We start from the raw sequence: 11,558 nt of genomic DNA on the forward strand, positions 1-11,558 counted from the left end.
GGGGCGTTAATTACCCCGCCATGACAAGTCATTGAATTGCTTGGCTTAATGTGACTTGTCCAAAGGCTATCCCCGAGCTTGCCCACTGAAAATGTGGATAAGTGGATAAGTAAGTCACCGGGACACTGCGGTATGCTACTTTTCTCAGAGCGTACCCTACTGGAGAGCGAGTATGTTGGGAGGAACCTTGTTGGCCTTGCGCGACCATGCACGAGTCCGTGCCATTGGAGCGGTTATAGCTCGATACGGGATTGGGGATGTGATGCATCGCCTGGGCTTGTCGGACCTCCTGCCCGGTAACAAGACCTCGGTGGCGGCCGAAATGCCCGAGCGCTCGGCACCTGAACGTTTGCGACGTGCGCTGGAAGAGCTGGGTCCGACCTTTATCAAGCTGGGTCAGATTCTGGCTACACGTAATGATTTGCTGTCGTTGGAGTGGACGCAGGAGCTGGAGAAGCTGCAAGGTCATGCCGCGCCGGTGCCTTGGGAAACGATCAGACCCGAGCTGGAGCAGGCTTTGGGTCAAACGGTTGATCAAGCCTTTGCGCGCTTTGACACCCAGGTGCTGGCCTCGGCCTCCATGGCACAGGTGTATCGCGCCTGTTTGCGGGATGGCACCGAAGTCGTGGTGAAGGTGCAGCGCCCTGGTCTGGAGCCACTGATTCAGGCTGACTTGCGTTTGTTGAAACAGATTGCCCGCCTGGTCCAGCAACAAGGCCTGCTGCCCGAGTATCGCCCTTACGATATCGTGCGTGCCCTGGCTGAAGCCATTGCCGATGAGCTGGACTTCACCCGCGAAGCGGCCAATACCTTGGCGGTGCGCGAGAACATGCAGCCTTTCAAGGACATTGTGGTTCCGCGTGTCTATATGGAGTGGACCAGCGCGACGGTCATGGTGCAGGAGTTTGTCCCCGGGGTCTCGCCCATTCAAGAGGCACAGTTGCAAGCCATTGAGGCGGATCGTCCTTTATTGGCCCGCCGAGGTGCCTTGGCGTTCCTGCATATGGTGCTGGAGGACGGGCTGTTTCATGCTGATCCGCACCCCGGCAATATGATGGCCTTGCCGGGCAATAAGGTTGCCTTTATTGATTTCGGCTTGGTGGGCCATTTGACGGAACGTCGCCGCCAGCAATTGCTGGTGTTGCTACGGGCGATTGTGGATGGACAGGCAGATGGGGTGGCAACGACCTTGCTGGACTGGTCCGGGGCAGAGGACTTTGATTGGAGCCGTCTGGAAGAAAGTGCCCAGCGTTATGTAGCCCGACAAAGCAGTGGGCTGTTGTCCATCTCGGCTGCCTTGCTGGACTTCATGGCTCTGGCGCGCGAGAACCATTTAATTCTGCCGCCGGATCTGGCCTTGCTGTTCAAGGCTTTTATCACGGCGGACGGTGTGCTGAAGCGTCTGGACCCGCAGTTTGATGTGGTCGAAGTCGCGCAGCCCGTGATTATGGGCTTGATGCGCAAGCAGTACTCGCCACGTCGTGTTTATGCGGACCTGCAACGCAGTTTGCTGGAGTCGCGGCAGTTGGCCATGGATGCGCCCCAATTGCTGCGTCTGTTGATGCATAGGGTGCGGCAAGGAAAGATCTCGGCGCGTATTCAAATCGAGGGCATGCCGCGTCTGGCCTCGTCGCTGGAAAAGGCAGCCACCCGTCTGGCCATTGCGATTGTGACGGCGGCTTTTGTATTGATTTTGGGTCCGGTGCTGGTTACGCGCGGTCCCGCATGGCTGGGCCTGACTATTTTCAGCTGGGCGGGTTTATTAGCCGCCGTGCTGGGCCTGGTTCTGGTTTTGTGGGGATTTTGGCGACGGCGCTAAGAAGTATCTTGAGGCCGTCGCTTTCTGCGCAGGAAGTGCTCAAGCGGCTAGTCACCGTCCAGTTTAAAAGACGGCTAGTAAAAATGCGGCTCAGCCCAAACAGTCCCCGCATTATCCCCAGGTTTATTCACAGCTTCTGGGGATAAGTCGGCCTTACATAAAGTCGTCCATGCCACCGCCTACGGGTGCCAGACCTGTCATCCAGTACACGCCCCAGGCAATCAGAGCCACAATGATCAGAGCGAGAAAACGGGTTTTCCAGCTGTCTTTGCTGGCAGGCAGGCTGGCATCGGCGGGAACCGGCATGCTGCCCTTGACCATGACGCTGGTTAATTTCTGACCACGCAACACGCGATACAGGAAAATAGCCAGGATATGCAAGGCAATAATGGCCAGCATGATCCATTCATTGGCTTTGTGCAGGCCCGTCAGGGTTTTGGACCAGTCGCTGCTCAGATAGGCCAAAGGGCCAGTCGTGAAGATGTCGTCATTGGCAAACAGGCCCGAGACGGCTTGAAAGCCGAACACAATCAACATGATCCAGACGGACCAGGCACCGATGGGGTTGTGGCCTGGGTAAACCGCGGGCTTGTCACGCAAGTAGCGCAGGCTGCGTACAGGATTGGGCAGGAAGTGGCTGAAGCGGGAGTAGTAACCACCAATCAGGCCCCAGACCAGGCGAAATGCCAGCAGCCCCAGGGCCAGCAAGCCAAAGCGTACGTGCCAGTCCATCCACAAACCGCCAACCTTGATCGTCACAAAACAGCCCACGATGCTGATCACGAGCAGCCAGTGGAACAGGCGGGTGGGTAGATCCCAGATGAGTAAAGGGCGAGTCGAGGAGGCTTGCATGGGGAAATCCGGAGAGACTAAGACAACTGATTATAGTCAGTGTTGTCTTGGAGTCCGTTTTCCGCCGCGGGTTCCTTCTTTTATTGAGCGCGGGGTTTGCGCTTGCGCAAACTGATCTTGCGACCGTCGTAACGGTACTCGTCGATCAGGGTGGGATTATCCAGGCTGGGGGTTTCCATGATCAGGGTTTGACCCTGGTGGCGTACTCGAATTTGTGCGCTGCAAGACCCAAACGCTGGCGAGACGGTATAGCCCTTGGAGGACACTGTGACCCAGTGATAATAAATCGAGCAACCCCCCAGGCCGTTGTCCACCGAAATCAACGCAGTCTGGTTGTTGGATTGTCTGAAGGCGTAGGGAATATTGATCAAGCCCTTGAGTTCGGGCGCGATGATTTGCGAGTCCAGTTGCAGTTGTGCTTCATAGACATAATCGCTCTGGCTCACTTGCAAGGTGCCGTAGGGGCTGTCCAGACTTAATTGAGAAGGAGGCTGGGGCCAGGTCTGGCTTGCCGCACTATGGGCGACAAACGGTTGCAGGGCCAAGCCGAGCCCAATCACAACATAACGAATAAAGACCTTAGTGGCGGGCATGATCAATCGAGTAAGAGGATGATCAAGGCTCAGTGAAAAACACAAAGCGCCATAGATCATCTGTATTTGTAAGTTTCATAACATTTTATGTATTTTCTTGTTGCGTAGAATACCGGATCGCAGAACTTTTCGCTATAAGGATAGGCACATAAGGTGAATGTTTCATGTCTGTGTCATAGGGGGGACAAGCGAAATTAGTCCTGAAAAGCATCTTGCCTCAGGCTTAAAGAAATGGACTGAATTGGGCTATCATTGCTAGGTTGCCCCGGATGGGGCCAAGCCGCATTTCTTCGTTGCAGCAGAGACTCATTATGCAATCCATCCCGGATGCCGCACTGGCATCAGAATCGGACTCCCCGCTGGCTGCCCAGCAGGCCAAACCCGGCGCTTTATTGGACTACGTCAGCTCCAGCCGTTTGCCTACCCCCTGGGCCGTATTCCAAATCCATGTATTTGTAGAGCGCAGCAATCAAAAAGAACACGTCTTGTTGACCCTGGGGGATGTGGCCGACGGCGAGCCTGTCCTGGCCCGTGTCCACTCCGAGTGTCTGACGGGCGATGCCTTGTTCAGCCTGCGCTGCGATTGCGGCCCTCAACTGCAATTGGCGCTGGAACGTATTGCTACGGCAGGCCGTGGTGCCTTGATGTATTTACGCCAGGAAGGGCGGGGTATTGGTCTGGTGAACAAGATCCGTGCCTACAACCTGCAAGATCAGGGTGCGGATACGGTGGAAGCCAACGAGAAGCTGGGGTTTCCTGCGGATATGCGTCGCTATGATATTTGCAAGGATATGCTCGAGCACGTCGGTATCCAGAAGCTGCGTCTGATGACCAATAATCCGCGCAAGGTAAAAACCCTGCAGGAAATTGGCATTGATGTGGTGGAGCGTGTGCCGCATCAAATTGAAGGTAATCCCTTCAACGAGGCTTACCTGAACACCAAGCGTCTGCGCTTGGGCCACTGGCTGGAAACAGACGAATAAAAAGGGGCGCGCGGGCAGAAATTGATTCTGCTCCGATTTCGTTCCTGCTTATCGCGGTATCAACACAAAGGGCCAATTGATGGCCCTTTGTGTTTTTCTCTGGTGGAGATTAAGCGCGATCAGAATGTGCTGCCTGCTGGCAGGCAACGCAAAAGAGAAAGCCGGATCCGATGTCCACACAGGGATTGGGATCCGGCTTTATCTTTGCTTGCTCAGGCTTGAGAGCTGAAGGGGCGGGTGGCTGCTTGTGCAGAACTAAACAGCCAAGGCCTGGTCGAACCAGGCCTTCCCGGTCTTAGGCAGGGCTCTTTTCCAGCAAGGCGCTGACACTGGCCTTGGCGTTCTCTACAATCTGATCACGCAGCTCTGGGGTTTTGCCCAGACCTTCGGCGTACACAATACGCAGGTCCGTTACACCCATGAAGCCGAACATCACACGCAGGTAGCTTTCCTGATGTTCCATGGCCTGGCCTTGCTCCGATTCGGAGTAGATGCCACCACGGCTCAGAACCAGGTAAACCGTTTTGTCGCCAGCCAGACCTTCTGGGCCATTGCTGGTGTAGCGGAAAGTGCGGCCAGCTTGAGCCAGACGGTCCATCCAGGCTTTCAGTTGGCTAGGAATGGTGAAGTTGTAGAAGGGGGCGCCAATCACCACCACATCGGAAGCCAGGAACTGGCTCAGGTATTGTTCGGTGATGGCGTTCTCGGCACGCTGGCGCTCGCTCAGGGTGGCTGGGTCCAGACCCAGGCGCATGCCCAGGGAGTCAGCCGAAAAGTGAGGTGGCGGGTTCAGGGCCAGATCTACATGCTCCACTTGGACTTGCTCATTTTGCTGGCGCAGTTGATCAACCACAAATTGCGAAAGTTCGCGGGAAACGGAGTTGGCGCCGGTGATACTGGAGTCTACGTGTAGCAGTTTCATGATGTTTGGTGTCCAAAGCGATGAAGGAATGGTGTCATTATGTTTGATGCCCATACCTTTGATAAGCCGGTTTTTCTGAGAAAGATTATTCTACTTTTGTCTGTAATCCTGGAAAACTTCCCTGTATGTATGACTTAAATGACATGGTGCTGTTTACCGAAGTGGTACAGCGTGGCGGCTTTAGTGCTGCTGCCCGACACTTGGGCATGCCGCCATCGCGAGTGTCGCGACGTCTTAGCCGTCTTGAGGCTGAAGTCGGTGTGCGCCTGCTGCAACGCACCACGCGCAGCCTGTCTCTGACCCCTGCTGGAGAGGTGTTCCTGCGCCATTGCCAGGCCATGCGTGACGAGGCCGAAGCTGCGTATTCTGCGGTGGCTCAAGTGCAGCAAGAACCGCGTGGTCTCTTGCGTATCAGTTGCCCGGTCACCTTGGCCCATACGGTCTTGTCGACCGTGTTTGCACAGTTTCTGATTCGCTACCCTCAGGTTGAGCTGGAGGTGGAAGTCAGCAACCGGGTGGTTGATCCGGTGGCGGACGGGATTGATGTGGCTTTGCGAGTGCGCAGCACCTTAAGTGATAGTGCGAGCTATATCGTCAAGCGCCTGGGTGAAACAGGAGCGATTCTGGTTGCTCAGCCTGAACTGCTGGCGCGTTTTGATCCGGTGCGCGGCCCGGCTGATTTGGTGAAATTGCCCACGGTGGCCATGTCGGCCCGACAAGGTCAAAACGAATGGGAGCTGTATGGTCCCGAGGGCGCCAGCCTGACGGTAACGCACAGGCCGCGCTATATGGCCTCGGATTTGCTGACGTTGCGTGAAGGGGTGGAGCAGGGCATAGGCGTGGGTATCTTGCCCGACTATATGTGTTGCGAGGCCTTGAAAGCTGGACGCCTGGTGCAAGTATTGCCACAGTGGGCGCCCTTGCCGGGGATTATTCACGCTGTGTTTGCTTCCCGCCGAGGCATGGCCCCGGCGGTCCGACATTTTCTGGATTATCTGGGTGAGCAACTGCCGGTGCATCACCCCAAAATTTAAGTGATTCAGCGGGCGGTGGCTGCAAAGGGGCAACTGCTTTGTGCGGGCAGAATGGCCCAGTTCAGATCAATCATGGGACTGCGCTCGGAAGACCAGCGCTGCTCGGCCTGCCCCTTGATAGGAGCTTGCTCGTACAGCTGGAACAAGGATGCAGGAGGTTTCCCACGGGTCTGGATGCTGTAAACAATCAGAGCGCCGCATTCCATATCCTGCGGTAGTGTCAGCCAAGGTGAAGCAGCCGGGTCAGCATCAATAAAGACCATCACATCCTGGCCGGCATGAACGGCAATATTGCCGCCTAGCCAGGTATCGGCTACGACGACTTTAAGTGGGATGCCGGGCATGTGTTCGTTCCAGATGGCTTGCATTTGGGCAGATACTTCCGGGCCGGGGAAGGTGGAGCGAGAGTCCCGACCTTTATGCCAGGCCAATGGGCCACGAGCCAAGGCGTAGCCCGATGCCAGCAATATCTGCAACACGATCACAATAATAGCCACGCGCCGCAGCTGGATCTTGTCCTTGCCGTGCATGACCCAAAGAGCAAAAAAGCCATACAAAACAAAGAAGGTGGTGGCCCAGGAAGCGACCAGACGGGTGCCCATCATGGCTGAAATCAAGACGGTGCTGACGATCGGAGTCAGGCCCACCCACAGCAGGAATTGCTTGTCGCTGCGGGAAATATCATCGGCATAGCGCTGCTTGTTTTGCAAGGCCGCGTCGGATGGGGCCAGCTTTTTCCTGTCACGACGATTCCAGATACCCAGCGCAATCATGGCCACAACCATGGGGCTTAGTCGCCCCAGCTGGTCCAGGCTAAACGCCAGCAGTTCCTTGTAGGCCTCCCAGCGGGTATGTGTTTCCAGCGAGCCGTCCATATAGCGGAAGGGGGCGAAGTCGTGCTTCACCAGCCAGTACAGATGGGGCGACAAGACCAGCACATAGGCAAGCAGGGCCAAGCCCAGCCCTATCCAGGTCTGCCGCTGACGCCACATACCGCTGCGCAGGAAATACAAAAAGAAGGCGGTGAACAGAATCACGGCACTGTATTTGGTGACCGTAGACAGCGCAGCGACGGCGCCCAGCCATAACCAGTCTGCCGGTTTCTGGTCGCGGCTGGCGCGATAGAAAAACCAGGTCGCGGCGGTTACGGACCACAGTTGTGCCGTGTTGTGATTAAAAATGGTGCCGCGCAAGGAAAAGTAAATACTGACAGAACTGATCAGCAAGACCATGAAGGCGCGTTCGGGATTCAGAAATTCGCAGGCCAGTTTCCAGATAAACCATAGCCCCAGCACCGAAGCTGTCATGCCCGCGGCAAAGGTCAGCCATGCCGGGCGTCCGACTACGCTGGTCAAGGCGGCCATCACCCACGCTGGGAAGGGCGGATGCTTCAAATAGCCCAGCTCGAAGCTGGCCGACCAGACCAGTTCTTCCATGCCGTCCAGATCGGGGGCTTTATGGCTAATTGCCATCAAAACGGTCCACAGCAAAATCATGAATAACAGATACAGCAGCACATAGCGCTGGTAGGTGTTGGGCTGAGCCGATGCTGGGTTTTGGGCAGTCATGCGTCTGGTGAAAGCGTGAAAATAAGCAAGTGTACTTCTTGTGCGTTGAAAAGCCCCGATTGGACAGGCGTCTTGATCTGGGCTACGATGCGCTTCGTCATTAGGGAGTAGCCGCTTCGGTTTACCGAAGATCAGCGTCAACATACTTGACCTACACAGGGTCATGGCGCTGATAGCAACTTAGCCTGGCAAGACTTTTGACCATGGACCTTCGCGTTTGGCCGGGAGGGTTTGTGGTCATCTGTCTCTTATCCGGCCAGGAGTTGTTATGGAAGCGTTGTTTATCTCCACGGGTGTGGTTGCCTTGGCAGAAATTGGGGACAAAACCCAGTTGTTGGCCTTTATTCTTGCAGCCCGCTATAAACGCCCTTGGCCCATCATTCTCGCTATTTTCATAGCAACCTTAGTTAATCACGGTCTGGCTGGCGCCATTGGTGCTTGGGTTCCCGCTTTGCTGGATCCGGAAGTGCTGCGTTGGGTGCTGGGTATTTCCTTTCTGGCCATGGCCATCTGGATTCTGATTCCTGACAAGATCGATGATGCCGAAGCCACCCGTACGCGTTTTGGTGTTTTTGGCACCACGCTGGTGACATTCTTCTTGGCCGAGATGGGCGACAAGACACAGATTGCGACGGTCGCTTTGGCTGCTAAATATCAAGAGTTCGGTTTGGTGGTGCTGGGCACGACCTTGGGCATGATGTTGGCCAACGCACCTGCCGTTTTGTTTGGCGAGCGCATTGCCCGCCGTTTGCCGACTCAGTTGGTACACCGGATTGCTGCCTGTATCTTTGCCGTGCTGGGTGTGCTGGCCTTGTTGGGAGGGGCTGAAAGCCTGGGCTTTTAGCGAACTCAGGTACTGGATGCCAATTGTCGTAGTCGGCCTGGGTGGGCCGGTTTGCGACGAGCGGCGTCCATTTTCACAACCGGGGCCAGGATCAAGGGGGCAGCAGAGCGAGTGGGTGGGTGGGTATGTGCACTTTCTCCATGATTCAGGACACTGATAGCCTCTTGCAGTTCGGCCCCATTCTGGTTCAGTTCCTGCGCTGTTTCACTCAAGTCATGGACCAGAGCGGCATTGTCGCTGGTGATTTGGTCCACCTGTTTCAAGGCCTGGGTCAACTGGCCCAAACCGATGCTCTGCTCGCTGGTGGCAGCAGAAATCTCACCCATCAAACCCGCAACCTCAGACACGGATGTCAGGATTTCCTGCATGGTCTGCCCCGCATGGGCGGCGTGGGTGGCACCTTCAGCACTGAGGGTTTGGGTTTCGGTGACCAGTTGCTTGATTTCATCGGCCGCTTGAGCCGCTTGCTGAGCCAGCGAACGCACGGCAGAGGCAACCACCGCAAAGCCTTTACCGGCCTCTCCGGCGCGGGCCGATTCAATTGAGGCGTTGATCGACAGGATATTGGTCTGAAAGGCGATGTTATTGATCATCGACACGATATTGCCGATATGCTGCGAGCTTTCCAGAATCTGCTGCATGGATGAGCTGACTTTCTGAACCGCATCGTTCCCGCGACCCGCGATATCCGCGCTGCGGCTAGCCAGTTCGTGGCTGGCCTTGGCGTTTTCCGCGGTCTGTAGAACGGCTTGCCCAAAGGAGCTCATACTGGCAGTGGTCTGCTGCATGGACGCCGCTTGCTCTTGAGTGCGTGCTTCCAGCAGGGCGCTGTTATCCGAGAGTTTGCGTGACACCATTTGATTGTTGCTGCAGCTATGGTCCACGTCGGTACTAATGCTCATCAGGCTCTTACGCATCAGATCCAGATTCTGGCCCAGCGTTTCCAGCTTCTTTACAGCGGGCCCGCGTGTGTTGACTGTCAGGTTGCCTGCGGCAATTTGTTGGGCGATGTGCGTGGCCGTTTTAAACGATCCCAAAACCCGTCGCATCAGCACGGCCTGATAGCCCAAAATCATCAGTGTCCCCACCCCCAGAGAACTGGCCAGGAGGATCATGCTTTGCTGTGGCATTTCCGTATTCAGGATCGTGGCAATAATCCCGCCGGTAATACCCAGATTCAACAGGCCTTTTCGTAAAAAGGCGGCCAATAAACTGGGACCAGCCAGGAAACGAAGGCCGGCAAAAGGGCGACGCCAGCTGCGAGCCGTAATTTGGCCAGCGCGTATCGTTCGGGAACGATTTCGGCCTTCGCGCAATTCCTGATAAAACTGTTCAGCTGCTTGAATATCCTGAGGTTTTGCGCGCACACGAACCGACGCAAAGCCGGTTAATTCCCCTTGTTCAATAATGGGACTGGCATGGGCCAGGACCCAATAAAAACCGCCGTCCTTACGGCGATTCTTTACCACCCCCACCCACGAACGTCCCTGTTTTAAGGTATGCCACAAATCTGCAAAAACTTCGGATGGCATATCGGGGTGACGCACGATATTGTGCGGCTCGCCAATCAATTCTTCCCGACTAAACCCGCTCACCTCGACAAAGGCCGGGTTCGCATAAATGATGCGGCCGGCCAGGTCAGTTTTGGAAATGAGATATTGCTCGTCCAGCAGCTCGGTTTCGATGCCGGTAATTGGTAGGTTCTTGCGCATAGCCTTTCCCTTTGTATTTTTGTATCAGCAAAAGACTCGAGATAAACGGATCAATTTCTTGTTGTGAATTTTCGTGAATAGTATCATTTGATTCGTTTTTTATGTCTAAAAATAAAAAAATGATAATCAAATGAAAATTTTTGTCACAAAAAGATCGAAATTGAAAAAATTGATCCTGGCTGATAAAGGGCAGAGGACGTGCTCAGGAGGGCAGGTACTGGGCGTGGAAGGCTTCGCTGAGCAGTTGCAGGAGCAGGGCAATGGGAATGGGCTTGGTCAGGGCTGTTGCTTTGCCGGGCAGACCGCCACGCGCGTGAATATCGGCGGCGCTCAATGCAGAAATCACATAAATCTGGGTATGTTCGGTTTCAGGGGCATCGGCCAGCGCCTTGAGCATGGCAAAACCATCCAGTTTGGGCAGGTTCAGGTCCACGATCAGCACATCGGGGTAGAAATTGCCGGCAGCAATCAGACCTTTCAGGCCATCTTGCTCGCAGCGCAATTCGACCGGGAAGGGCAGATGTTCCATGGCCATGCGGTAAATCGCCAGCAAATCCAGGTCGTCTTCAACGACCAGTACGCGCAGGCAGGGTTCACCGCTGCAAACAGGTAGGCTGGGAGTGATCGGAACATCAGGCGTCGGGGGGCTGGTTTGCCCACGGCGCTCTTGCAAGATGGCTTGTACGGAATCGCGGTCGATGCGACGGTGCCCGCCTTGGGTTTTCCAGGCTTTCAGGGTCCCGGCTTCTACCCAAAGTTGTACGGTGCGTACAGACACACCTAGTAAATCAGCAGCCTGCCGAGTGGAGTAAACGGCGTCGTTCATGGAGTCAACAAAATGAAAGCAGGCCAGACCGGGGAAAGAAAGGCTATGGGCCCCGATGTAGCAGTGCAGAGTGTAGAGACGGTATTAGTAAGTACAGAAATACTACTAATGGCAATGGGAAGTGGCCTGTTCACGCCAAGTGATAGGCAGAGTATTCGACACACATGCTTCTAATATCTCCGATTTTCAGATGTTCATGCTTCATCAGGGACTCACTTCAATCGGGCGGGCCTGTGAACCTGGACTCGCCTTGCTGATTTTACGCGTATCCCTTGCGCTGTCGTGTTACCGGACGGGCCCAGTGTGGGGAGCTGAACACACTTATAAGTGTTGATGTTACGGGCGGGTCCGGGCGGTGCTCGGCTTGTTGGGCCAAGAAAAACGGTGTTAGCACCCTAGCACTTG

At 55.3% G+C, this 11,558-nt stretch carries 10 protein-coding genes and 1 riboswitch; of the genes, 4 read left to right on the forward strand and 6 right to left on the reverse strand.

Translation table 11 applies throughout. The features are described 5' to 3' along the window. Positions 1-172: 172 nt before the first annotated feature. Complete coding sequence (locus MID00_RS14905; protein WP_254499000.1) at positions 173-1,819, forward strand: AarF/ABC1/UbiB kinase family protein; 1,647 nt, start codon at positions 173-175, stop codon at positions 1,817-1,819. 153 nt (positions 1,820-1,972) lie between these two features. Here the strand turns inward: MID00_RS14905 and MID00_RS14910 are convergent, their stop codons facing one another. After that, entirely contained in the window at positions 1,973-2,671 is a 699-nt protein-coding gene (locus MID00_RS14910) for a cytochrome b/b6 domain-containing protein (RefSeq protein WP_009456245.1), read from the reverse strand. Between the two features lie 80 nt (positions 2,672-2,751). Continuing rightward, positions 2,752-3,264, reverse strand: a complete 513-nt coding sequence (locus MID00_RS14915) for a hypothetical protein (protein WP_039941590.1) — start codon at positions 3,262-3,264, stop codon at positions 2,752-2,754. A 311-nt stretch (positions 3,265-3,575) separates the two neighbouring features. Here MID00_RS14915 and ribA point away from each other — a divergent pair, with 311 nt between their 5' ends. Then, positions 3,576-4,247, forward strand: a complete 672-nt coding sequence (ribA, locus tag MID00_RS14920) for a GTP cyclohydrolase II (protein ID WP_009456248.1) — start codon at positions 3,576-3,578, stop codon at positions 4,245-4,247. Positions 4,248-4,542: 295 nt separating this feature from the next. Here ribA and MID00_RS14925 read toward each other — a convergent pair whose 3' ends face one another. Continuing rightward, complete coding sequence (locus MID00_RS14925) at positions 4,543-5,169, reverse strand: FMN-dependent NADH-azoreductase (RefSeq protein WP_026483011.1); 627 nt, start codon at positions 5,167-5,169, stop codon at positions 4,543-4,545. 125 nt (positions 5,170-5,294) lie between these two features. Between MID00_RS14925 and MID00_RS14930 the strand changes: the two genes are divergently transcribed. Further along, on the forward strand, positions 5,295-6,203 hold the full coding sequence (locus MID00_RS14930; protein WP_009456252.1) for a LysR substrate-binding domain-containing protein: 909 nt from the start codon (positions 5,295-5,297) through the stop codon (positions 6,201-6,203). A 5-nt stretch (positions 6,204-6,208) separates the two neighbouring features. Here the strand turns inward: MID00_RS14930 and MID00_RS14935 are convergent, their stop codons facing one another. Next, positions 6,209-7,771 carry a glycosyltransferase family 39 protein gene (locus MID00_RS14935; RefSeq protein ID WP_254499001.1) on the reverse strand — a complete coding sequence of 521 codons (1,563 nt, stop codon included), beginning with the start codon at positions 7,769-7,771 and terminating at the stop codon, positions 6,209-6,211. A 90-nt stretch (positions 7,772-7,861) separates the two neighbouring features. After that, positions 7,862-8,038, forward strand: a riboswitch (yybP-ykoY riboswitch). Position 8,039: 1 nt separating this feature from the next. On the opposite strand from MID00_RS14935, the gene MID00_RS14940 reads away from it, so the two are divergent. Then, positions 8,040-8,615, forward strand: coding sequence for a TMEM165/GDT1 family protein (locus MID00_RS14940; RefSeq protein WP_009456260.1), 576 nt, complete (start codon positions 8,040-8,042; stop codon positions 8,613-8,615). A gap of 5 nt (positions 8,616-8,620) precedes the next feature. On the opposite strand, the gene MID00_RS14945 is transcribed toward MID00_RS14940, so the two are convergent. Next, positions 8,621-10,327, reverse strand: a complete 1,707-nt coding sequence (locus tag MID00_RS14945; RefSeq protein ID WP_254499002.1) for a methyl-accepting chemotaxis protein — start codon at positions 10,325-10,327, stop codon at positions 8,621-8,623. A gap of 202 nt (positions 10,328-10,529) precedes the next feature. Continuing rightward, the gene (locus MID00_RS14950; protein ID WP_009456265.1) at positions 10,530-11,153 is read right to left on the reverse strand and encodes a helix-turn-helix domain-containing protein; all 624 of its coding nucleotides are present in this window, start codon (positions 11,151-11,153) and stop codon (positions 10,530-10,532) included. Between the last annotated feature and the right edge of the window lie 405 nt (positions 11,154-11,558).

It is taken from the genome of Alcaligenes sp. NLF5-7, assembly GCF_024266725.1.
Taxonomy (GTDB): Bacteria; Pseudomonadota; Gammaproteobacteria; order Burkholderiales; family Burkholderiaceae_B; genus Alcaligenes; species Alcaligenes phenolicus.

What these genes read in the sequence shown, in the direction of transcription:
- ribA (WP_009456248.1), top strand. Translation starts at nt 3,576, where the DNA reads ATGCAATCCATCCCGGATGCCGCACTGGCATCAGAATCGGACTCCCCG.
- MID00_RS14915 (WP_039941590.1), bottom strand. Translation starts at nt 3,264, where the DNA reads ATGCCCGCCACTAAGGTCTTTATTCGTTATGTTGTGATTGGGCTCGGC.
- MID00_RS14905 (WP_254499000.1), top strand. Translation starts at nt 173, where the DNA reads ATGTTGGGAGGAACCTTGTTGGCCTTGCGCGACCATGCACGAGTCCGT.
- MID00_RS14945 (WP_254499002.1), bottom strand. Translation starts at nt 10,327, where the DNA reads ATGCGCAAGAACCTACCAATTACCGGCATCGAAACCGAGCTGCTGGAC.
- MID00_RS14940 (WP_009456260.1), top strand. Translation starts at nt 8,040, where the DNA reads ATGGAAGCGTTGTTTATCTCCACGGGTGTGGTTGCCTTGGCAGAAATT.
- MID00_RS14910 (WP_009456245.1), bottom strand. Translation starts at nt 2,671, where the DNA reads ATGCAAGCCTCCTCGACTCGCCCTTTACTCATCTGGGATCTACCCACC.
- MID00_RS14950 (WP_009456265.1), bottom strand. Translation starts at nt 11,153, where the DNA reads ATGAACGACGCCGTTTACTCCACTCGGCAGGCTGCTGATTTACTAGGT.
- MID00_RS14925 (WP_026483011.1), bottom strand. Translation starts at nt 5,169, where the DNA reads ATGAAACTGCTACACGTAGACTCCAGTATCACCGGCGCCAACTCCGTT.
- MID00_RS14935 (WP_254499001.1), bottom strand. Translation starts at nt 7,771, where the DNA reads ATGACTGCCCAAAACCCAGCATCGGCTCAGCCCAACACCTACCAGCGC.
- MID00_RS14930 (WP_009456252.1), top strand. Translation starts at nt 5,295, where the DNA reads ATGTATGACTTAAATGACATGGTGCTGTTTACCGAAGTGGTACAGCGT.